The organism is Paracoccus bogoriensis (assembly GCF_019431455.1).
GTDB classification, from domain to species: Bacteria; Pseudomonadota; Alphaproteobacteria; order Rhodobacterales; family Rhodobacteraceae; genus Paracoccus; species Paracoccus bogoriensis.
Genome location: NZ_JAHYSR010000020.1, coordinates 26,909 through 48,836, shown reverse-complemented (window position 1 = coordinate 48,836; position 21,928 = coordinate 26,909). Strand labels below are relative to the sequence as shown.

The 21,928-nt window shown below is 66.0% G+C and carries 22 protein-coding genes; 11 read left to right on the top strand and 11 right to left on the bottom strand.

The window, feature by feature from the left end:
* Nucleotides 1–1,056, top strand: a complete 1,056-nt coding sequence (locus KY389_RS10865; protein WP_219830982.1) for an ABC transporter permease — start codon at nt 1–3, stop codon at nt 1,054–1,056.
* Complete coding sequence (locus tag KY389_RS10860; protein ID WP_246588074.1) at nt 1,053–1,826, top strand: ATP-binding cassette domain-containing protein; 774 nt, start codon at nt 1,053–1,055, stop codon at nt 1,824–1,826. Before KY389_RS10865 ends, KY389_RS10860 begins: the two co-directional genes overlap by 4 nt.
* A 52-nt stretch (nt 1,827–1,878) precedes the next feature.
* Here KY389_RS10860 and KY389_RS10855 read toward each other — a convergent pair whose 3' ends face one another.
* From KY389_RS10855 to thrS, 4 genes are all read right to left on the bottom strand, one after another.
* Nucleotides 1,879–3,099: a multidrug effflux MFS transporter gene (locus KY389_RS10855; RefSeq protein WP_219830979.1), complete on the bottom strand. Its 1,221-nt coding sequence runs from the start codon at nt 3,097–3,099 to the stop codon at nt 1,879–1,881.
* A gap of 64 nt (nt 3,100–3,163) precedes the next feature.
* On the bottom strand, nt 3,164–3,781 hold the full coding sequence (locus tag KY389_RS10850) for a DsbA family oxidoreductase (RefSeq protein ID WP_219830977.1): 618 nt from the start codon (nt 3,779–3,781) through the stop codon (nt 3,164–3,166).
* A gap of 71 nt (nt 3,782–3,852) precedes the next feature.
* Nucleotides 3,853–4,059: a cold-shock protein gene (locus KY389_RS10845; RefSeq protein ID WP_219830975.1), complete on the bottom strand. Its 207-nt coding sequence runs from the start codon at nt 4,057–4,059 to the stop codon at nt 3,853–3,855.
* Nucleotides 4,060–4,261: 202 nt separating this feature from the next.
* Nucleotides 4,262–6,208 carry a threonine--tRNA ligase gene (gene thrS / locus KY389_RS10840; RefSeq protein ID WP_219830974.1) on the bottom strand — a complete coding sequence of 649 codons (1,947 nt, stop codon included), beginning with the start codon at nt 6,206–6,208 and terminating at the stop codon, nt 4,262–4,264.
* A gap of 173 nt (nt 6,209–6,381) precedes the next feature.
* Here thrS and KY389_RS10835 point away from each other — a divergent pair, with 173 nt between their 5' ends.
* Nucleotides 6,382–7,128 carry an alpha/beta hydrolase gene (locus KY389_RS10835; protein WP_219830972.1) on the top strand — a complete coding sequence of 249 codons (747 nt, stop codon included), beginning with the start codon at nt 6,382–6,384 and terminating at the stop codon, nt 7,126–7,128.
* 47 nt (nt 7,129–7,175) lie between these two features.
* Here KY389_RS10835 and phaZ read toward each other — a convergent pair whose 3' ends face one another.
* Nucleotides 7,176–8,504, bottom strand: coding sequence for a polyhydroxyalkanoate depolymerase (gene phaZ, locus KY389_RS10830; protein ID WP_425517181.1), 1,329 nt, complete (start codon nt 8,502–8,504; stop codon nt 7,176–7,178).
* A gap of 393 nt (nt 8,505–8,897) precedes the next feature.
* Here phaZ and phaC point away from each other — a divergent pair, with 393 nt between their 5' ends.
* Together phaC and KY389_RS10820 are read left to right on the top strand one after the other, a co-directional pair.
* A complete protein-coding gene (phaC, locus tag KY389_RS10825) occupies nt 8,898–10,682 on the top strand; it encodes a class I poly(R)-hydroxyalkanoic acid synthase (protein WP_246588075.1) in 1,785 nt (594 codons plus the stop codon).
* 150 nt (nt 10,683–10,832) lie between these two features.
* Nucleotides 10,833–11,297 (top strand): Phasin, encoded by a 465-nt coding sequence (locus KY389_RS10820; protein WP_219830968.1) that lies wholly within the window; start codon nt 10,833–10,835, stop codon nt 11,295–11,297.
* 132 nt (nt 11,298–11,429) lie between these two features.
* Here KY389_RS10820 and KY389_RS10815 read toward each other — a convergent pair whose 3' ends face one another.
* From KY389_RS10815 to surE, 5 genes are all read right to left on the bottom strand, one after another.
* Nucleotides 11,430–12,008, bottom strand: coding sequence for a YceI family protein (locus KY389_RS10815; protein WP_246588073.1), 579 nt, complete (start codon nt 12,006–12,008; stop codon nt 11,430–11,432).
* 82 nt (nt 12,009–12,090) lie between these two features.
* The gene (locus tag KY389_RS10810; protein ID WP_219830966.1) at nt 12,091–13,266 is read right to left on the bottom strand and encodes a cytochrome b/b6 domain-containing protein; all 1,176 of its coding nucleotides are present in this window, start codon (nt 13,264–13,266) and stop codon (nt 12,091–12,093) included.
* A gap of 107 nt (nt 13,267–13,373) precedes the next feature.
* On the bottom strand, nt 13,374–14,531 hold the full coding sequence (locus KY389_RS10805) for a LysM peptidoglycan-binding domain-containing protein (protein ID WP_219830964.1): 1,158 nt from the start codon (nt 14,529–14,531) through the stop codon (nt 13,374–13,376).
* 42 nt (nt 14,532–14,573) lie between these two features.
* The gene (locus KY389_RS10800; RefSeq protein ID WP_219830962.1) at nt 14,574–15,245 is read right to left on the bottom strand and encodes a protein-L-isoaspartate(D-aspartate) O-methyltransferase; all 672 of its coding nucleotides are present in this window, start codon (nt 15,243–15,245) and stop codon (nt 14,574–14,576) included.
* A 3-nt stretch (nt 15,246–15,248) separates the two neighbouring features.
* Nucleotides 15,249–16,061, bottom strand: a complete 813-nt coding sequence (surE, locus tag KY389_RS10795) for a 5'/3'-nucleotidase SurE (RefSeq protein ID WP_219830960.1) — start codon at nt 16,059–16,061, stop codon at nt 15,249–15,251.
* Nucleotides 16,062–16,231: 170 nt separating this feature from the next.
* Here surE and KY389_RS10790 point away from each other — a divergent pair, with 170 nt between their 5' ends.
* The 3 genes from KY389_RS10790 to KY389_RS10780 all read left to right on the top strand — a co-directional run bounded on the left by KY389_RS10790 (nt 16,232) and on the right by KY389_RS10780 (nt 18,932).
* Nucleotides 16,232–17,149, top strand: a complete 918-nt coding sequence (locus tag KY389_RS10790) for a sulfite exporter TauE/SafE family protein (RefSeq protein ID WP_219830958.1) — start codon at nt 16,232–16,234, stop codon at nt 17,147–17,149.
* Entirely contained in the window at nt 17,146–18,000 is an 855-nt protein-coding gene (locus KY389_RS10785; RefSeq protein ID WP_425517180.1) for a TIGR02186 family protein, read from the top strand. The genes KY389_RS10790 and KY389_RS10785 overlap by 4 nt, the downstream gene beginning before the upstream one ends.
* A 71-nt stretch (nt 18,001–18,071) precedes the next feature.
* Entirely contained in the window at nt 18,072–18,932 is an 861-nt protein-coding gene (locus KY389_RS10780; RefSeq protein ID WP_219830954.1) for a D-amino-acid transaminase, read from the top strand.
* A 120-nt stretch (nt 18,933–19,052) separates the two neighbouring features.
* Here the strand turns inward: KY389_RS10780 and KY389_RS10775 are convergent, their stop codons facing one another.
* A complete protein-coding gene (locus KY389_RS10775) occupies nt 19,053–19,793 on the bottom strand; it encodes an N-formylglutamate amidohydrolase (protein ID WP_219830953.1) in 741 nt (246 codons plus the stop codon).
* A 115-nt stretch (nt 19,794–19,908) separates the two neighbouring features.
* Between KY389_RS10775 and pyk the strand changes: the two genes are divergently transcribed.
* From pyk to rpmI, 3 genes are all read left to right on the top strand, one after another.
* The gene (pyk, locus tag KY389_RS10770; protein WP_219830951.1) at nt 19,909–21,354 is read left to right on the top strand and encodes a pyruvate kinase; all 1,446 of its coding nucleotides are present in this window, start codon (nt 19,909–19,911) and stop codon (nt 21,352–21,354) included.
* Between the two features lie 28 nt (nt 21,355–21,382).
* Nucleotides 21,383–21,604, top strand: coding sequence for a hypothetical protein (locus tag KY389_RS10765; protein WP_219830949.1), 222 nt, complete (start codon nt 21,383–21,385; stop codon nt 21,602–21,604).
* Nucleotides 21,605–21,715: 111 nt separating this feature from the next.
* Nucleotides 21,716–21,916, top strand: a complete 201-nt coding sequence (gene rpmI, locus KY389_RS10760; RefSeq protein ID WP_219830947.1) for a 50S ribosomal protein L35 — start codon at nt 21,716–21,718, stop codon at nt 21,914–21,916.
* Nucleotides 21,917–21,928 lie beyond the last annotated feature (12 nt).

Below are 21,928 nucleotides of genomic sequence, written 5' to 3'. Positions count from 1 at the left end.
ATGTCTGACACCCCCGATCCCGTGGTCGAACGCAATACTCGCGAAACGGTCGCCCAATTCGATACCCGTTCGCGCAGCGCGTTGGACCGGATACAGCATTTCCTGCATCAATATCCCACCATGGTTCCGGTCATCGTGCTGGTGCTGTCGGTGATCGTTTTCGGGCTGGTCTCGCCCAACTTCCTTTCGGCCTTCAACCTGTCGTTGATCCTGCAACAGGTCGCCGTGGTCGGAACGCTGGCGGCGGCACAATCATTGGTGATCCTGACCGCGGGGATCGACCTGTCGGTCGGGGCCGTGATGGTGCTGATCTCGGTCGTGATGGGCCATCTGGCCGTCAATATGGGCATCCCGGCGCCCATCGCCATCCTGATCGGCCTGGCCTGCGGGGCTGCGACCGGCGCGCTGAACGGCTTTCTGGTCACGCGCCTGAAGCTGCCGCCCTTCATCACGACGCTTGGCACGTGGAATATTTTCCTTGCGTTGAATTATTACCTGTCGGGGCGCGAGACGATCCGCAGCCAGACCATAGATGCCGAGGCGCCGCTGCTGAAATTCTTCGGCACACGGTTCGAGATCGGCGGCGCGGTCCTGACCTACGGCGTCGTGCTGATGCTGTTGGTCTTTGCGGTGCTCTATTACGCGCTCTACAAGACCGCCTGGGGCCGTCGGGTCTATGCGGTGGGCGACGACCCCGAGGCGGCGGCGCTGGCTGGCATCCAGACCAGGCGCGTGCTGATGTCGGTCTATGTCGTGGCGGGCGTGATCTGCGCGCTGGCGGCCTGGTCCTCGATCGGGCGCGTCGGCTCTGTCAGCCCGACCTCGTTCTTCGAGGCGAATCTCGAATCCATCACCGCCGTGGTGATCGGCGGCATCTCGCTCTTTGGCGGGCGCGGCTCGATCCTCGGGCCGCTGATCGGGGCGCTGATCGTGGGCGTCTTCAACTCGGGGCTGCGGCTGGCCGGGGTGGACGTGCTGTGGCAGCTTTTCGCGACCGGCTGGCTGATCATCCTGGCTGTCGCCATCGACCAATGGATCCGAAAGGTGTCGTCATGACCGAGCCTATTCTGTCTGCCCGCAACCTGGTCAAGCGCTATGGCCGTGTAACGGCGATGGACGGCGCCGATTTCGACCTCTACCCGGGCGAGATCCTGGCCGTGATCGGCGATAACGGCGCGGGCAAGTCCAGTCTGATCAAGGCGCTTTCGGGCGCCATCCAGCCCGACGAGGGCGAGATCAGGTTGGCAGGCCAGCCCGTCAGCTTTGCCAGCCCGCTGGACGCGCGCAAGGCCGGGATCGAGACCGTCTATCAGACGCTGGCGCTGTCGCCCGCCTTGTCGATCGCGGACAACATGTTCATGGGGCGCGAACTGCGCCGCAAGGATGTGTTGGGTCGCTGGTTCGGCATGTTGGATACGCCTGCCATGCACGCCTTCGCACGCGAGAAGCTGTCCGAACTGGGCCTGATGACAATCCAGAACATCGGCCAGCCGGTCGAGACCCTGTCCGGCGGCCAGCGCCAGGGGGTTGCGGTGGCGCGCGCGGCGGCCTTCGGCAGTCGGGTCATCATCCTGGACGAACCCACGGCGGCGCTTGGTGTCAAGGAAAGCCGCCGCGTGCTGGACCTGATCCAGGACGTGCGCTCGCGCGGCATCCCCATCGTGCTGATCAGCCACAACATGCCCCATGTCTTCGAGGTGGCCGACCGGATCCATATCCACCGGCTGGGCAAGCGGCTCTGCGTCATCAACCCCAGGGAACATTCGATGTCGGATGCAGTGGCCTACATGACGGGGGCCAGGATCCCCGAGGGTATCGCGGCCTGAGCAGGCGCCATCGGCAACGTGGCCGCCGCGGCTTGCCCTCGCGGCGGCTCTTTCATCCCCGAAGGCGCCGCATCAGCAGGACTGCCGCACCCGAGCAGGTCAGCGTCGCCACGACCACCGGCAGCGCCGTTCCGTCATAAAGCAGCCCCACCGGCGCGGCGATCAGCACGGCCGCCAGCGTCGAGACCGCTGCCACGACCGAGGCCGCCATGCCCGCGATATGCCCCATCCTTTGCAGCGCCAGCGCGTTCAGGTTGCCGAAGGTCACGCCTGCCATGAAAAAGACGCTGGTCGCCCAGATGAAGAAGGCCGGAAATTGCAGCGGTCCGGGCAGCGCCTCGGTCAACAGCAAGACCAACATGATGGCCGAAACGACGGTCTGCATCTGATAGGCCCAGCCTGCGATGCGGCGCATCCCGAAACGCATGACGAAGCGCGCGTTCAGGATCGTGGCGGTTCCCGACAGCAGCGCCATCGCCGCAAACCAGAGCGGGAAATCCTCGCCGCGCCCGTAGGTTTCGCCGAAAAGCTGCTGCGCCGAGGACAGCAGCGCAAACATCTGCCCGAAGCCAAGCGTCAGGACCAAGGTCGCCAGCATCACCTGCCGGTCCGACAGCACCTCGCGCGCCGAGGCGGCCAGCACGGACAGTTTCAGCGGGCGTCTGCTGGCGGCGGGCAGGGTTTCGGGCTGGCGGATATTCAGCCACAGCGCGCCGATGATTGCAAAGGCGGCAAAGGCCAGAAAGACCCCTTGCCAGGCGCTGACCGCAATGATTCCTGCTCCGATCGACGGCGCCAGAGCCGGAATGATGATGAAGATCATCATCACGAAGCTGGTGATCCGCGCCATTTCGCGCCCCTCATAGAGGTCGCGGACCAGCGCCAGCCCGACGATCCGGGGCGCAGCTGCGCCAATGCCCTGGATGAAGCGCGCCAGCAACAGCATCTCCAGCGACTGCGCGGCGATGGCCGCCAGCGCGGCTGCGGCATAAAGGCCGAAGCCAAGCGTGATCGTCAGCTTGCGCCCGATCGCGTCCGAGATAGGCCCCGCGAATAGCGTGCCCAGCCCCATGCCCGCGACGAAGCTGGTCAGGATCAACTGCGCGCGGTTGATGTTGTCAGGCGTCAATGCGGCCCCGATTTCGGGCAGGGCGGGCAGCATCGCGTCGATGGAAAAGGCGATGGTGGCAAAGAGAAACGCCAGCATCGCAATGAATTCGGGCAAGGGCAGGCGGCGCGTCGGGTGCCCGGCCGGGTGGGCGATGTCGGTCATGGGAATACCTGTCGGTTCTGACCTGCAGATAGGCAGGATTTGCACGATCTGCAAGTCTTGCCCGTCAGGCGGCGCCGATCTCGTCGATCACCTGCTGCCACAGGGCGGCGGGCTGCGCGCCCGGCACGACATGGGTATTGGCGACGATGAAGGTCGGGACCGACCGGACGCCGCGCTGCCGGGCATGGGCCTCGCGGAGCAGAACCTCGTCCCGGTCGGCATCCGAGGCCAGAAGCCGGGTGGTCACATCCCGATCCATTCCCGCCGCTGCCGCGATCCGGGACAGGGTGGCGTGATCGGCGATGTCGCCCGCCTCTTGCCAATGGGTGCGCAAGAGGCCCGCCATCACAAGGCTCTGCACGCCTTCCAGCCCTGCCCAATGCAGCAGGCGATGGGCGTCCAGCGTGTTCGGCTCGCGTGGTGCCGGGTTCAGGGCCAGCCCCAGGGCTGCCGCCTCGCGCACCATCTGCTCGCCCGCCTCGGTCGCGCGGACGCCCAGCCTGGCTTGCAAATGGGCGATGCGGTCAGCGCCTTCGGGCGGCAGATCGGGATTCAGGCGGAACGGATGCCAGGCGATTGCAAAGGGATGGCCGGGGCGGCTTTCCAGCGCCCGGTCCAGCTGCAGCTTGCCGATCAGGCACCACGGGCAGACGGGATCGGCAAAGATATCAAGCGTGACCATCGCAAACCTGTCGCGGAAAAAAGGAAAACGGCCCGCGCGAACGGGCCGTCGCAACACGCCGGGGCGTGCGGTCAGAGCAGCTTGAGCTCGGCGGCCGAGGCCCTGCCATCACGGCCCGATTGCAGTTCGTAGCCGATTTTCTGGTTGTCCTGCAGGCCGGTAAGCCCCGCACGCTCCACCGCCGAGATATGGACGAATACGTCCTTGCCGCCGTCATCGGGCGCAATGAAGCCGTAGCCTTTGGTGGCGTTGAACCACTTTACCGTTCCGGTCGCCATAACCGTCTCTCCTTCAAGTCATCCCGGCGCAGGATTGCGCCAGGCCGTGCAGCCCGCTTTCGGAAATCCGGCTGCCCGTAAGGGAGGCGGTAGAAAGTCCTTGCTCACGCAGACATCAGGATGCCCGAATCGCAGCGAAAGGCAAGCGGGAATAACGGAATCATGCCGCTGGTCGGTGACGGTCGTATGACAGCAGCCTCGCTTATCGCAGATCGGGCGGGGTCGCCTCGGCTTTCAGCATCTCGACGGCGTCGGCCAGAGGCAGGCTGCGGCTGCCCTGCGCGTCCAGCCGACGCAGCGACACGCTGCGCGTCTCGACCTCTTTCATGCCGATGGCCATTATGGCGGGCACCTTGGCGACTGAATGTTCGCGGACCTTGTAGTTGATCTTTTCGTTACGGGTATCAGCCTCGACGCGGATGCCCGCTGCGCGCAATTCGCCCACGACCTCGTGCACGAAATCATCGGCATCCGAGACGATCGAGGCGACGACGACCTGCCGGGGGGCCAGCCAAAAGGGCAGCTTGCCGGCGCTGTTCTCGATCAGGATGCCGATAAATCGCTCGAAGCTGCCCAGCACGGCGCGGTGCAGCATGATGGGGCGGTGCTTGTGGCCGTCGGCGCCGACATATTCCGCACCCAGCCGTTCGGGCAGGTTGGGGTCCACCTGAAGCGTGCCGCATTGCCAGTCGCGACCGATCGCGTCGGTCAGCACGAATTCCAGCTTGGGTCCGTAGAACGCGCCTTCGCCGGGAAAGATCGTGAAGTCATGGCCCGCCGCCTTGCAGGCATTGCCAAGCGCGGCTTCGGCCCGGTCCCAGCTTTCCTCGGATCCGATGCGTTTTTCGGGGCGGGTGGACAGTTTGATGCGCCACTTCTCGAAGCCAAGATCGGCATAGACCGAGGAAAGAAGCTCGATGAACTTCTTCGTCTCGGCCTCGATCTGATCCTCGGTGCAGAAGATATGCGCGTCGTCCTGGGTGAAGCCGCGCACGCGCATGATGCCATGCAGCGCGCCCGAAGGTTCGTAGCGGTTGCACGATCCGAACTCGGCCATGCGCAGCGGCAGGTCGCGATAGGATTTCAGACCGTGATTGAACACCTGCACATGGCAGGGGCAGTTCATCGGCTTCAGCGCATTGACGGTCTTGGTGCGAGCATGGTCCTCGTCCACCTCGACGATGAACATGTTCTCCTGGTAATTCTCCCAGTGGCCCGATTCTTCCCACAGCTTGCGGCTGACGACCTGGGGCGTGTTCACCTCGACATAGCCGTCGGCGCGCTGGCGGCGGCGCATGTAATCCTGCAGCGTGACATAGATGTTCCAGCCGTTCGGATGCCAGAAGATCTGGCCCGGTGCCTCTTCCTGCATGTGGAACAGGTCCATCTCGCGGCCCAGCTTGCGGTGGTCGCGCTTTGCGGCCTCTTCCAGCATGGTCAGGTGGGCCTTCAGCTCGTCGCGCGTGCGGAAGGCCACACCGTAGATGCGCTGAAGCATGGGGCGCGAGGCATCGCCCAGCCAGTAGGCGCCCGCGATATGGGTCAGCTTGAAGGCGTCGGCGGGCAGTTGCGCCATGGATTGCAAATGCGGACCCCGGCACAGATCCTGCCACTCGCCATGCCAATACATGCGGATGTCCTGACCCTCGGGGATGCGATCCAGAAGCTCCAGCTTGAAGGGTTCGTTCGCGGCCTCGTAATGGGCGCGGGCGCGGTCGCGATCCCAGACTTCGGTGCGGATCGGCTCGCGCGCATTGATGATCTCGCGCATTTTCGCCTCGATCCGGGCCAGATCCTCGGGGACGAACGGTTCGGCACGGTCGAAATCGTAGAACCAGCCATGATCGCGGACCGGGCCGATCGTGACCTTCACATCGGGCCAGATCTCTTGCACGGCGCGCGCCATGACATGGGCGAAGTCATGGCGGATCAGCTCCAGCGCCTGCGCCTCGTCCTTCATCGTGTGGATGGCAATGGCACCGCTTTCGGTGATCGGCCAGGCCAGGTCGATATGGCGTCCGTCAAGACTGGCCGAGATCGCGCGCTTGGCAAGGCTGGGCGCGATGCTGGCCGCGACCTCGGCTGCGGTCACGCCCGAGGGATAGGCGCGCGCATTGCCATCGGGAAAGGTGAGGGTAATCTGGGACATCGCGTCCTCCTCGTCGGTCTGGCGCCCACGGAACGCCCGGTTGCGGGTATGGTCGGGCAGGCATGGACGTGGGCCGTCGCGGTGTCAAGTCGCCGCCGTCGGTTCCTGTGGCGGTTCATTTCTGCCGACGGTTCGGATAACAGGGTTGGCGCGGACAAGGCAGGAGTTTGCGGATGAGCACTTATCTTGACACCCCGGCCGGGCGGCGCATCGCCTATGCCCGCCAGCCGGGCAGCGGCCCGGGCGTCGTCTTTCTGGGCGGGTTCAAATCCGACATGACAGGCACCAAGGCGCTCTATCTGCAGGATTGGGCCACGCGGCGGGGGCGGGGCTTCCTGCGCTTCGACTATTCGGGTCATGGCGCCAGCAGCGGCCTGTTCGAGCAAGGCGCGATCGGCGATTGGGCCGAGGATGCCCGCCACGTCATCGAGGCGCTGACCGAGGGGCCGCAGATTCTTGTCGGCTCGTCCATGGGCGGCTGGATTGCGCTGCTTCTGGCGCGGGCGATGCCGCATCGCGTGGCGGGGATTGTGACGATTGCCGCCGCGCCCGATTTCACGGAACGGGGGTTCTGGGCGAAGTTTTCCGAGGATCAGCGCCAGACGGTCCTGCGCGACGGCCGGATCGAACTGCCAAGCGAATACGCCGATACGCCCTATGTCATCACGCGCCGCCTGATCGAGGATGGCCGCGATCATCTGATCCTGAATCAGCCGCTACGTCTGGACATGCCCGTCCGGATGCTGCAGGGCACGGCAGATGCGGATGTGCCGATGACCTGGGCGCTGGACTTGCTGGACCATGCCGAAGGCCGGGATATCCGGCTGCTGCTGGTCAAGGGCGCGGATCACCGCTTTTCCACGCCGGAATGCCTGCGCGCCATCGAGAGGCAGATCGAGCAGATCGACGAGATAGACTGACGGACAGGCCAGACGCGAAGGGCCCCGCGCGACCGGGGCCCTGTCGTTCAGACCGGCATATGGGCGTTGCTGTCCTTGCCGGGCTCGGCCGCGACCTTGCGGCGGCGGCGCGGCTTGACCGAATCGGGCAGGATCGAATGCTCGTCGATGAAATCCAGCACCAGCGGACGGATGTTCAGCCGCCAGGACTTGCCCGCGAAGATGCCGTAATGCCCGGCCCCTTCCTCAAGATGCTGCGCCTTCTTGCTGTCCGGCAGCCCTGTGCACAGCTTCAGCGCGGCGACGCATTGACCCGGCGCCGAGATGTCGTCATTCGCCCCCTCGACGGTCATCACCGCAACATTGGTGATCTTGCCGATATCCACTGGCTTGCCATCCACGCTGAAGCGGTTCTGCGCGATTTCCAGACCCTTGAAGATTCGCTCGACGGTTGACAGGTAGAATTCCGCGGTCATGTCCATGACAGCCAGATATTCGTCGTAGAACTTGTTGTGCTTGTCGCCCTCGCAGGCCTCGCCCCGCGCCTCGGCGAAGATCTGGTTGACGAAGGCATTGAAATGCGTTTCGGCGTTCATCGCGATGAACGATGACAATTGCGCCAGGCCCGGATAGACCATCCGGCCCGCGCCGCGGTATTTGAAGCCGACCGACTGGATGACCAGATGTTCCAGCTCGCCCATGGTGACGCGGTTGCCGAAATCGGTCACTTCGGTCGCGGCGGCGTCCGGATCGACAGGCCCGCCGATCAGCGTCAGCGTGCGCGGTTGCGCAGCGGGATCCTCTTCGGCCAGGATCGCGGTTGCGGCCAAGGCCAGCGGCGCGGGCTGGCAGACCGCGATGACATTGGTCTCTGGCCCCAGATGGCGGATGAAATCGACCAGATAGCGGGTGTAATCCTCGATGTCGAACTTGCCCTGGGAAACCGGGATGTCGCGCGCATTATGCCAGTCGGTGACATAGACTTCGCAATCGGGCAGCAGAGAGGTAACGGTCGAGCGCAACAGCGTCGCGTAATGGCCCGACATGGGCGCGATCAACAGCACCTTGCGGGGGCGCGCTTCCCGCCGTGCCACGCGGAAATGCACCAGATCGCCGAAGGGACGCCGGATGACCGGCTCGGGATAGACGTTGTGATCCTGCCCGTCTTCGCCCGGTATGGCGGGGATCTGCCAGCCCGGCTTGATGACCATGCGGGCAAAACTGCGTTCCGTCACGCGGCCCCAGGCCCCCATCAGCTTGATGCCGGGATGCGGAATCAGCGCGAAGGCGGGATAGGAGGCTAGTGCCCGGGCCGAGGCGCCCAGCCACTCGTTCGTGTTCCGAATCGTTTCCATCAGGTCGTATGAAACGATTCCCCTCAGACCCTTTGTCGGCATGTCTCTCATCCTCAGATGCCTTCGCAGGGGCTGTATGGGTCCGGGAAATGCCGGGTTTACGCTGTCCGCGCCCTGCGCCTATGATGGGTCGATTTCTAGGGGGGGAACCGGCTCATGGCAAGCAAATCGACCCGTTCGCGGAAAGATCCGTCCGATCCTGCCGACAGGAAGGCAAAAGCCCGCAAGCCACGCAGCGCGACGGCCAAGGCCGCCAAGGTCGGGACCGCAGCCGAGGCCAAGGCTGCCGCGCCTTCGGCAAAGGCTGCGCCCCGCACGCGCAGCAGGACGGCCGCAGCCAGAAAGCCCGTCGCCGCCGGCCAAGCCGCGCCCCAGGACCGCCCCGAGACGCCGGAAGTGCCCGCTGCCACCACGGCCCAGGACAGCGCGCGCAAGATGCCGCGCGGGCTGAGGCAGGCCGGATCTGCGCCCACTGCCCATAAGCTGGCCGAGAACATCGAGCGGATCGAGTTGCTCAGCCACCGTTTGATGGCGGCTCTGGCCAACCGCCAGCCGCCCAATCCCGGTGTCGAGGGGCCGGGCCCCGACCTTTATCTCACCGCCGCGGGGGCGATGCTGAAGACCATGGCCGAACAGCCCTCGCGGATGATCGAACATCAGGTGAATTACTGGGCCGAGACGCTCAAGAATTACGCCCGTGCCCAAGAGGCGCTGGTCAAGGGCAAGCTGACCGCCTCTGGCGAGGAAGGCCCCAGGGACCGCCGCTTCGCGAACCCGCTATGGCAGACGCATCCCTATTTCAACCTGGTGATGCGCCAGTATCAGACCAATGCCGAGGCGTTGCGCTCGGCCGCTGCGGCGCTTGAACTGCCCGACCAGATCGCCCGGCGCAGGCTGGACTGGCTGACCGCGCAGATCATCGACATGATGGCGCCCACGAACTTTCTGGCGACCAATCCCGACGCGCTGGAAAAGGCCATCGAAACCGAGGGCGAAAGCCTTGTGCGCGGGCTGGAAAATCTGGTCCGCGATGTCGAGACCCATGGCGGCGAGGTGATCGTGTCGCTGGCCGACAGCACCGCCTTCAGCGTGGGCCAGAACATCGGCACCGCTCCTGGCGCCGTCGTTCACCGCACGCCCCTGTTCGAGCTGATCCAGTATGCGCCCACGACGGACCAGGTCCACGCGACGCCCCTGCTGATCTTTCCGCCCTGGATCAACAAGTTCTATATCCTCGATCTCAAGCCCGAGAACAGCCTGATCCGCTGGCTGGTCGATCAGGGCCATACCCTGTTCGTCGTCAGCTGGAAAAACCCCGATGCCAGCATGGCCGAGACCGGAATCGAGGATTACGTCGCCGCGTATCTGGAGGCGATGGACAAGGTCCGCGACCTCACCGACCAGAAAAAGCTGAACGTGGTCGGCTATTGCATCGCCGGAACCACGCTGTCGCTGACCTTGGCGCTGCTCAGGGCGCGGGGCGACGACCGGGTGAATTCGGCGACGTTCTTCACGACGCTGACGGATTTTTCGGATCAGGGCGAGTTCACGACCTTCCTGCAACAGGATTTCGTCGATGGCATCGCCGAAGAGATCGCGCGCCACGGGCTGATGCGGGCACGTCTGATGTCGCGCACGATGAGCTTTCTGCGCGCCAATGACCTTGTCTGGGGCCCGGCGATCCGCAGCTATATGATGGGCGAGGCGCCGCCTGCCTTCGACCTGCTGTTCTGGAATGGCGACAGCACCAACCTGCCGGGCAGGATGGCGATGCAATATCTGCGCGGTCTCTGCCAGCAGAATGCCTTTGCGGGGGAAGGCTTCGATCTGATGGGCCACCGGTTGCACCTGTCCGACGTGTCGGTGCCGCTTTGCGCCATCGCCTGCGAGACGGACCATATCGCGCCCTGGAAGGATTGCTGGCGCGGCGTGGCGCAGATGGGCTCGACGGACAGGACGTTCATCTTGTCGGAGTCGGGTCACATCGCGGGCATCGTGAATCCGCCCAGCAAGAAGAAATACGGCCATTACCGCGGCCCGAGTGACTTCAGCGGCGATCACGAGACCTGGCGCAGGGATGCGATCTTCCATCAGGGCAGCTGGTGGCCGCATTGGGGCGACTGGCTGTCCGAACGCGCGGGAAAGATGGTCGATGCCCGCGACCCCGGCGAGGGGATCGAACCCGCGCCGGGCCGTTATGTTCACGAACGCGCAAACTGACGCGCTTCACATGCGCCGCAGCATATTTCTGCTGCGACGCAGAAAAAGAACTTGAAATGCTGCGATGCAGCATTCATATTGATCGCACCGACATGACCAGCAGCGCCGCGAGGCCCGAGACCCCGGCGCTGCAACACAGGAGCAAGAAACATGGCCAAGACCCCAGATTTCGCCAAGACCATGCAGGACATGATGGCGAACTTCCCGATCGACACCAGTTCGATGCACGAGGCGATGAAGTCGCAAGCTGTGCTGGGCGAGAAAATGGCGAAGGTGGTCCTGAGCGCTGCCGAGCGCTCGACCGAGATTTCGGCCCGCTGGGCCAAGGACGCCATCGCCCGCGCCGGCGAACTGGCCGCCGTCCGCGACGAGCCGTCGGAATACGCCAAGGCCATGAGCGACTTCGCCTCGGCCTCGGCCGAGATGGCCGCCGAACACATGGCCGCCTATGCCGAACTGGCCAAGAAGGTCCAGATGGACACGGTCGATCTGATGCTGACCGCCGGCAAGGACATGGCCGCCGACGCTCAGAAGGTCGCCGAAAAGGCCACCCGCGAAACGCAAGCCGCGGTGAAGAAAGCCACCACCACGGCTACCGCTGCCGCCGCGAAGTGATCGCTGCGCCGGCAAGAGGTTTTTGACCAATTACCTTTTGTTGCAGTCATCACGAGACAGGGGCGGGTCTTCACCCGCCCCTGTTTTTCGTGCAGTCAGGTCAGGGCGCGCCCGGCCGGTCGCGCGTGTCGGTCATTCGGGTTGCATCGCCTCGACCGAGATACGGATCTCGACCTCGTCCGACACGGCCGGTGCGAACATGCCCAGATTGAAGTCGCTGCGCAGGACGGTCGTGGTCGCGTCGAAGCCGATCCAGGGGCGGTTCATCATCGGGTGGTCGCCCCGGCCGTTCAGCACGGTGTCCAGCACGACTTCGCGGGTGACGCCGTTCAGCGTCAGATCGCCCGAGATCAGCGCGGTGTCCTCGCCCGTGACCTCGATCGAGGTCGATTTGAAGGTGACTTCTGGCGCGGCGGCCTCGCTGCCGAAGAAATCGGCCGACAGGAAATGCGCGTCGCGGTCCGCATAGCCCGTCATCAGCGAGGCGATCGGAAAGCTGGCCTCGACCGACGAGGCGGCGGGGTCTTCGGGGTCGAAGACGATGGTGCCGGTAATGTCGCTGAACATGCCCATCGTGGTCGAGAAGCCCAGGTGATCGTAGCTGAACATGATCTGGCTGTGACTGGTGTCCAGTTGATAGGTCTGCGGCTCGGCCATCGCAGCCGTGGCTGCAAGGATGAAGCCGGCGGTCATGGCATTGATCTTCAGCATGGCAGTCTCCTTGATCTGATGATGCACCATCGCCCGCCGGCGTTCTGTGCGCAATTCATGATGGGCGAACAATGGCTGTCCCTCAGCGCACAACCGCGCCGGGGTCACGGCTGGCGGTCAGGCTGACCTGGATCACGACCTCGAAGCCTAGCGTCGCGTCGTCGGGATAGGCCGCGCCGATTCCCCAGTCGCGGCGATCCAGCGCGGTTGCGCCCTGCATCCGGGCGATGCCGTCTGCGATGTCCAGGTCGAAGGGCAGGGTGACGGGCAGGGTTTCGCCGCGCAGATTCAGGTGGCCTTCGGCGAGGTAGCCTTCATCTTCGGGGCGGATTTCGGCCTGAAACAGGGCCAGCGGCGCGGTTTCGGCGTCCAGGAAATCGGGGCCGCGAAGCTGATCGGTGACGGTGCCGAGCGTCGCGCTCTGCAGGTTGATCGAGACGCTGACCGCGCCCGTGCCGCTGTCGGGATCAAAGCTGATCGAGGCCGTCCAGTCGCCGAACTCCCCTCGGACCGGCGCACCCATCTGGCGCACGGAAAAGGCCAGTTCTCCGTCCAGCACCTGCCATTCCGAAACCTGCGCCGCGAGGCTGGCAACCGGCGCCTGCGGCTGCGGCGCGTTCAGCGCCCAACCGGCTGCGGCGCCAAGCAAGGCCAGCGCGACCAGCGCGGGCGTGGCGTGGCGTCCACCGGACGTTGTCCCGCCCGCCGCGCGACCGGTCAGCATCCGTGCCAGAACCTGGTCGCGGTCGATTATCGCGTGTTTCAGCGCCCCCGCCACATGCAGTGCAACCGCAGCCATCAGCACCCAGGCCAGCATCTTGTGCAGCGCGGCCATGGTCAGCGCCAGTTCGGGGGACTTGGGCACCATCGGCAGGCCCTGACCAAAGGGCCAGAGGATCGGCGCATAGCCCTCGGTCGCGGCATGTTCGATCCAGCCGGTCAGGGGGACCAGCATCAGCGAAGCGTAAAGCACCCAGTGCACGGTCTCGGCCATTGCGGTCTCGACCCGGCGTTCGGGGTGCAGGGGCACGGGGCGCGGCTGGCTCAGCGCCCAGAGGATGCGCGCCGCCCCAAGCGCGAAAGCAGCCACGCCAAGCGTCTTGTGCAGCGAGAACAGCGCGAACTTCAGCGCAAGCTGGTCCATCGGCAGACGGTGCGCGACGAGGCCCAGCCCGATATTGCCCAGGACCACCAGCGCCGTGGCCCAGTGGAACGCGCGGGCGACCGCGCCATAGCTGCGAGGGGTGTTGCGATACATGGCCAGACCCTTGTTGTGCCACCCTTGTCTAACCTGTCTGCCCCCGGGATGGGATAAGCCGGGCCGCACAGGGATTGTGCGTCGATGCGGCCCTGGCTTCAGGTGGCTCAGTTCAGGAAACTTTCCGGGTCCAGGCTTTCGAAGCCGCGCCGCACCTCGAAATGAACGACGCCGCTCTGGCCGGCCGTGCCAAGCGCCTGACCTGCCGCCAGGCTGTCCCCGCGCGCGACTGTGACATCGCCAAGGCCCGCATAGACGGTCATCAGGTCGCCATCGTGACGGACCACGACGATCGGCGTGCCGGACGTGTCGCGGGTGATGGCCGCGACCGTTCCCGCGCCCGCCGCGCTGACCGGGGCGCCCGCAGGCGCGGCGATGCCGATGCCGTCATTGCGGCCCTTTTCGTAAAGCCGCACGATCGAACCTGAAACCGGCATCTGGAAGCGGCTGGCCGTGGCCGCTGTGCGGGTCGCGCCCAGATCAGCCGCCGGTGCCACAGGGGCGGCGGGGGTGGCGGCAGGGGTGGTCGCCTCGTCGGGCAGGGGCGCCGAGGCCGAGGGCGGGGGCGGCGTCTGGCTGCCCTGACCGGGGCGCGTCGTGGCCGCGGTCGCAGGGCGCTGCTGGCCCGGCTGCGGGATCAGCAGGCGCTGACCTGTGCGCAGCGCCATGTCGGCAGGCAGCCCGTTCCACGAGGCCAGATCCTGCACGCTTACATTGTATCGCCGCGCGACCGACCAGGCGGTCTCGCCCGCTGCCACAACATGTTCGCGCGGTGCGGCGGCCGGGGTGGCGGCGTGGGGCGCGGCAGGGGTGGCCCCAGGCGGCGTGCCGGTCGGCGCGGTGCTGCGCGAGGGCTGGTCGGCGAAGGGATCCGTCACCACCGTCGTCCCGCTTGCACCCGCCGCGCCGCCCTGCGGCGCACCCGCCACGGGCGAGGGCAGAACCAGCACGGCACCGGCTTCCAGCACGGTGTCGGGCATCAGCGCGTTGTGGCGCGCCAGTTCCGCCGCACCCAGCCCCAGCCTTGCCGCGATGGCGGCGGGTGTTTCGCCTGCGCGCGCCACGACCACCTGCCCGTTGGCGAATGTGATCACACCGCGCTGGTCGGGTTCGGGGCGCGGGGGGGCTGTGGCGGCTGCCTCGTCGGTGGCCAGGTTGCCCGGCATCCAGCCGCGCAGATCCGGGTCGAACCTGCCATCCGGCCCGCAAGAGGCAAGCAGGCCCAGCACGAAGCCCGCCGCGACAAGCCTGAAATTCCTGCTCATGTTCTTATGCCCTCAGCCTGCCTGCCCATCCGTCGGCGGGGGTCATGTCTGGCCCAACCCCTCGACCAGCGGCACGAAACGAACCTGCCGCAATTCGTCGTAGTCGAAACCGGTTTCGGATCGCCTGACGCGGATCAGGGTCTGGACCGCGTCCGATTGCCCGACCGGAACCACCATGATACCGCCGATCTTCAACTGTGCCAACAGCGGCCCTGGCGGATCTTCGGCTGCGGCCGTCACGAGGATGCGATCAAAGGGGGCCTGATCGGGTAGCCCGCGCGATCCGTCGGCCACCTGCGCGGTGATGTTGTAAAGGCCCAGGTCGCGAAAGATCGCCTCGGCCTCTTGCACCAGGCGACGGTGACGGTCCACCGTATAGACACGACGGCACAGCCCAGACAGGATCGCCGCCTGATAGCCCGAGCCGGTGCCGACCTCCAGCACCGTATCGCGCGGGCCCGCCGCCAGAGCCTGCGTCATCAGTCCCACGACCGAGGGTTGGCTGATCGTCTGGCCACAGGGAATGGGCAGGGGCGTGTCCTCATAGGCACGGTCGGCGAACTGGCCGCGCACGAAGAGGCCCCGGTCGATCCGCTCCATCGCCTGAAGCACACGTGGGTCGGTCACGCCCCGCGAGCGCAGCGCGAACAGGAACCGCATCTTGCGTTCGGCGGGGTCTTGATCGGGGATGCCCTCGGCGTCGTCCTCGGTCATGGTCTAGTCCCCGAAGGCCAGGGGCTTGCCGTCCAGCGCCGCGGCCAGGCGCGACAGCGAGGCATGGCAGGTCAGGTCCGCCCGCATCGGCGTGACCGAGACGTAACCGTCAAGGTTCACGGCCACGTCGCTGCCCGGCCGCGCCTCGGCCTGTTGCGAGCCGCCCGCGACCCACATGAAGCGCCGGCCGTTCGGCGCGGTATAGGGCACGGCGCCGAACCGGCTGCCGCGCCGCTTGCCCTGGGGCGCCACGCGGATGCCGCGCACTTTCGAGGCGGGCAGGGGCGGAAAGTTCACGTTGTAGAACAGGCGGAAATCCTCGTCGGAATCCCAGTCCCCGTGATCCAGAAGCTGCCGGATCAACGAGGCGCCGTGCCGGCGCGCGGCCTCGAACGGATCGGCCAGATCGTCGGTTTCCGGTCCCAGATATTGCGACAGGGCGATGGCAGGAAGGCCTTGCAGGGCAGCCTCCATCGCGCCGCCGATCGTACCGGAATACATGGCGTTCTCGCCCGCATTGTTGCCGCGATTGACACCCGACAGGACCAGATCCGGCAGGGCGTCGGCCATCAGGTCGCCGACGGCGGCCAGAACGCAGTCGGCGGGGCTGCCCTCGGCGGCATAACGGCGCTCGGAGAGGCGGGCGATCATGGTCGGGTGGGTGTAGCTGATGCAATGGGCCACGCCCGATTGTTCAAAGGCAGGAGCGACGGTCCAGACCTCACCATGCGGGCCGGCCAGTTCGGTTGCGATCTGGTGCAGCACCTCAAGGCCGGGGGCGTTGATGCCGTCATCGTTGGTAATCAGGATGCGCATACCGAAAATCCCCCGCTGAACGCAGCCCGCGCGGTCGCGCGCACGCCATCGTGACCGGTCCTGATTAGCCGCCGCTTGCGCCTGCTTCAACCCGTAGCGAGGCGGCCGAAAGCGGTTTGACCTGTGCCGGGGGCTGTTGCATCCTTGATCCGGGCAACCGGCGCGGCACCATGCAGATCTTCCTTCCCATCGCCGAGGTTTCGGTCAACGCCTTCATCCTGATCGGCCTGGGGGGGCTGGTCGGGCTGATGAGCGGCCTGTTCGGCGTGGGTGGCGGCTTCCTGATCACGCCGCTTCTGTTCTTCATCGGCATCCCGCCCGCCATTGCCGTGGCGACCGGTGCGAACCAGGTCGTGGCTTCGTCGGTTTCCGGCGTGCTGGCTCATATGAAACGCCGCAGCGTCGATTTCCGCATGGGGGGCGTGCTGCTGGCGGGGGGGCTTGTCGGATCGGCGCTTGGGGTGCTGGTGTTCAACCTTCTGCAGCAGTTGGGCCAGGTCGAACTGGTCGTGCAGCTCTGCTATGTCGTCTTTCTGGGCCTGATCGGCACGATGATGCTGCAGGAAAGCATCCGCGCGCTGCGCCGCGCCCGCAATCCCGCCGCGCCGAGGCGCAAGCTGCATGACCACATGTGGGTGCATCGCCTGCCGCTCAAGGTCAAGTTCCGCGCCTCGGGGCTTTATATCAGCGTCATCCCGCCCCTGCTGGTCGGGCTGGCGGTGGGGGTTCTGGCCGCGATCATGGGTGTGGGCGGCGGCTTCATCATGGTGCCGGCGATGATCTATCTGCTGGGTATGCCGACCAAGGTCGTTGTCGGCACCTCGCTCTTTCAGATCACCTTCGTCACGGCCTTCACCACGCTGATGCATGCGGTCAGCTACAATACGGTCGATGTGATGCTGGCAGTGCTGCTGATCGTCGGCGGGGTCGTGGGCGCGCAGATCGGCACCTCGCTTGGCGCAAGGCTGAGGGCCGAGCAGCTGCGCATCCTGCTTGCGCTGCTGGTGCTGGCGGTCTGCGGCAAGCTGGCGCTGGACCTGTTCCTGCCGCCCGAGGATCTCTATACGATCGTGGTGAGGGCGCGGTGATGCGGCGGCTGGCCCTGATCCTGGCCCTTGCCCTGGCCCCGGCCGCGCTGGCGCAGGACGAGGCGTTCCCTCTCTATCCCGATCCGGGTCTGCCGCGCGCGCCCGCCCCCGAGAATGTCACCCCCCCCGAGGCCGAACAGCCCGCCGAACAGGTTGTCGTGGGCCTGTCCAGCGACTCGGTCGCGATCACGGCCAGCTTCGACGGTTCGGAAATCCTCATCTACGGCGCGATCCGACGCGAAACGCCGATCCCCGACACGCCGCTGCACGTGATCGTCACGGTCGAGGCGCCGTCGCAGGCGCTGACCATCTGGCGCAAGGCGCGCCGCGCGGGCATCTGGGTCAACACCGAGCGCGTCGATGTGGGCGCGGTCCCCAGCTACTATGCCGTCGCCTCGACCGGCCCGCTGGACCAGATCCTCGATCCGGCCTGGGATGCGCGCTACCGCATCTCGCTGCCGCAGGCGATGCGCGCCTTTGAAGGGGCGCTGGAGGTTCGCGATACCGTGCCCTTCACCGAGGCGCTTTTGCGCCTGCGCGAGGCCGAGGGCCGATTCCTTCTGGACGAGAGCGGCGTCCACCTGGCCGAAGAGACGCTGTTCCGCGCCGATATTGCCCTGCCCGCCACCCTGGTCGAAGGCGAATACAAGACCCGCATCTTTCTGGTGCGAGAGGGTCAGGTGATCGACGTTCACCGCGCCCCGATCATGGTCCGCAAGATCGGGCTGGAACGCTGGCTCTACCGCCTGGCCTTCGACCAGCCGCTGCTCTATGGGCTGATGTCGCTGGCCGTGGCGGTGCTGGCGGGTTGGGGCGCCTCGGCCGCCTTCCGCAAGCTGCGCCGCGCGTGATGCCAGGTTCTTGACCTGCGACCGCTTTGGGCGCAGGACCGGCGCGCAAGCCACGCGCAAGGAGGATCTCGATGACGCGGACAGTCTATGTGAACGGCGATTACCTGCCCGAATCCGAGGCGCGCGTCTCGGTCTTCGACCGCGGTTTCCTGATGGCCGACGGCGTCTATGAGGTGGTCAGTGTGCTCGGCGGCAAGCTGATCGACTTCGAGGGCCACATGATCCGCCTCAAGCGTTCGCTGTCGGAACTGGCCATCGCCAACCCCCTGTCCGACGACGAATACCTTGCCGCCCATCGCGACCTGGTGGCGCGCAACGGCATCACCGACGGTCTTGTCTATTTGCAGGTGACACGCGGCAATCCCGGCGACCGCGACTTTGCCTATCCGCCCGAGGGCACGGCCCCGACGGTGGTGATGTTCACCCAGTCGAAACCGGGCCTGGCAGATGCCCCCGCTGCGAAAACCGGCTGGAGCGTGGTCAGCGTCGAGGATCTGCGCTGGGGCCGGCGCGACATCAAGACGGTGCAGCTTCTCTACCCCTCGATGGCCAAGATGGAGGCCAAGGCCCGCGGCGCCGATGATGCCTGGATGGTGCAGGACGGGCATGTGACCGAAGGCACCTCGAACAATGCCTATATCGTCAAGGGCAACACGATCGTCACGCGCCAGCTCAGCCATGACATCCTGCACGGCATCACTCGCGCCGCCGTCCTGCGCTTCGCTGCCGAGGCGCAGATGCAGGTCGAGGAACGTCCCTTCACCATCGCCGAGGCTCAGGCTGCGGACGAAGCCTTCATCACCTCGGCCTCGGCCTTCGTGATGCCCGTCGTCCGCATCGACGGCGCCGCCGTGGGCTCGGGCAAGGTTGGTCCTGTCGTAACCCGCCTGCGCGAGATCTACCTGGAAGAAAGCCGCAAGGCCGCGATCTGACGAAAAGGGCGCTGCCGGAAAACCCTTCCGGCAGCGTCCGCCTTTGCCTTGGTCCTAATATCCTAGGGGGGGATTGCCGCAGGCGATCGGGGGCAGCGCCCCCCTTGCCACCCCCATTCGCTATAGCCCTGTCTGCGCCAGCACCCGCGCGATGACCGGGGCCAGACGCGCGGCCCACTGCGCCTGGCCCTCCGGTGTGGCGATCAGGTCGTTGCGAAGCTCGATCAGCATGTTCGGGCGCCCATGGGCCAAAGCGTGCCGGTCGATGGAATCCCCCTCCAGGTGCCCGTCATAGGGCTGGTTCTCGCCGGTGATCCAGCCTTCTTCGCGACAAGCCGCGACCATCGGCGGACCGAGTCGCGCGTCGCGGTGGGAGTAGAGGATGCCCACCTGCCAGGGCCGGGGCGGGCGGCCGCGAAGCTGCGGCGTGAAGCTGTGGATCGCGCAGATGCAGCGCGCGGGATGGCCGTCGGCCAGTGCCGCCAGCGCCCGGTGATAGGGCCGGTGCAGCCGCTCCAGCCGCCTTTCGCGCTCTGCCGCATCCGCGTCGCGGTTTGCGGGGATCACGGTGCCGTCATAAAGCCGCATCAGCAAGGTGGGATCGTCCTCGCCCCTGTTCGGGTCGATCACCAGCCGCGAGAAATCGGAAAAGATCGCCGGCGCGCCCATCCGCTCGGCCAGGGCCGAGGCCAGGCCCGCCGCGCCCACGTCATAGGCGATGTGGCGGGCCATGTCGGCCGGCGAAATGCCCAGATCGCCGCCCCCAACCCATTCGGGCACGCGGTTCGTGGCATGATCACAGGTGATCAGCCAGCGCGAGGGGCGCCTCCGACCCTCGATCCAGTAGGCGGGTTCCGTCATGGTCGCATCATCATTCATGCTGCGCGCCTGCTTACGACGAAAGCGCGCCGGACGCCAGTTGCCGCCACGCAGCAATTGCGGCATAGATAGCGCTAAACGTCAGAGGGCGGGAAGAATGAGACGACATCGCAACGTGAAGATCGTGGCCACGCTTGGGCCGGCCTCGTCCAGCAGCCAGATGATCCGGGCGCTGTTCGAAGCAGGGGCCGACGTGTTCCGCCTGAACATGAGCCATGGCAGCCACGAGGATCACCGCGCCCGCTATGAGGCGATCCGCGCCATCGAGGCCGAAACCGGCCGCCCCATCGCCGTCCTGGCCGATCTGCAGGGCCCCAAGCTGCGCGTGGGTCAGTTCGCGGCCGGCCCGCACGACCTGCCCGAGGGCGCGCCGTTCCGCTTCGACCTCAGCCCCGAGCCTGGCACCGCCAGCCGCGTGCAATTGCCGCATCCCGAAATCTTCGCGGCTCTGGTCGAGGGCGCGGAACTTCTGGTCAATGACGGCAAGATCCGCCTCAAGGTCGTGTCCTGCGGCCCCGACCATGCCGATTGCATCGTGACCGTGGGCGGGCAGATCAGCGACCGCAAGGGCGTGAACGTTCCTGACGTGGTTCTGCCGCTGGCCGCGCTGTCCGACAAGGACCGCGCCGACCTGGAATTCGCCTGCGAACTGGGTGTCGATTGGCTTGCCCTGTCCTTCGTGCAGCGCCCCGAAGATGTCGAAGAGGCCAAGGCACTGGCGCGCGGCCGTGCCGCGGTCCTGTCCAAGATCGAAAAACCCGCCGCCGTTCGCGCCTTTGACGAAATCCTCAAGGTCTCGGATGGGATCATGGTAGCGCGGGGAGATCTGGGCGTGGAACTGCCGGTCCATTCGGTGCCTCCGATCCAGAAGCGTCTGGTCCGCCTGTGCCGCAGCGCCGCCAAGCCGGTGATCGTGGCGACCCAGATGCTGGAATCGATGATCGAAAGCCCGATGCCGACACGCGCCGAGGTCAGCGATGTGGCCAATGCCATCTACGAGGGCGCCGATGCCGTCATGCTGTCGGCCGAAAGCGCCGCGGGCAGCTATCCGGTCGAGGCCGTGACCACGATGGACAGCGTCGCCCGCTCGGTCGAGGCGGACCCGAACTATCGCTCGATCATCGAGGCGTCGCGCAAGGCCTCGCTGTCCTCGGTTCCTGATGCGATCGTGACGGCAGCGCGCGAGATCGCCGAGACCACCGATGTGGCGGCGATCTGCGTCTTTACCCAGTCGGGCCAGACCGTCAGCCTGGTGGGACGTGAGCGTCCGCGCGTGCCGATCCTGGCACTGTCGCCCGAAGAGCGCGTGCTGCGCCGTCTCTGCCTGACCTGGGGCACTCATGCCGTGGCGACGGCGCGTCTGTCGCGCTTCAAGGAGGCCGTGGTGAACGCCACCCGCGCCGCACGCAAGTTCGGTTTCGCCGATGAAAGCCGCAAGGTCGTGGTCATGGCGGGCGTGCCCTTCAACGTCGCCGGTTCGACCAACATCCTGCGCATCGCGCCCTGCGACGAACGCTTGATCTACGCCAGCGATCCCGAGTAATCGGGCCTCGCATCAACGGGGGACTGCGATGACGGACATTCTTCTGGCGGCCGGTTTGATCCTGTGCCTGCTATCGGTCGTTCTGGCGGTGGTCCAGCTTCTGCGGACTCAGCCGCCGCGTGCGGCGGCTCTGGCCTTCGTCGCGGGCATATTGCTGATTTTCTGGGCCTTCGCCATGCAGCCCCAGCCGTTCAGCCCCGAAGGGCTGGCCTCTGCGTTGGACCGGCTGACGCAGCGCGTCCTGCCCTGACCCCTCTTGCCAAATCACGCAAGCGCGCTTATCAGGCACGCTTCCGTTCCCGTGCGGCCGGCCAGTTTGGCATTGCCGAGTCGCGCGTTCACTCTGATGAAGGAGATGAAAATGCCGAAGATGAAAACCAAATCCGCTGCCAAGAAGCGGTTCTCGTTCACGGCCTCGGGCAAGGTAAAGTCGGCCCAGGCCGGCAAGCGCCACGGCATGATCAAGCGCACCCCGAAGTTCATTCGTGACGCGCGCGGCACCACCGTCCTGTCGGACGCCGATGCCAGGATCGTCAAGAAATACATGCCCTACAACCGCTGATCCGAGGACCGA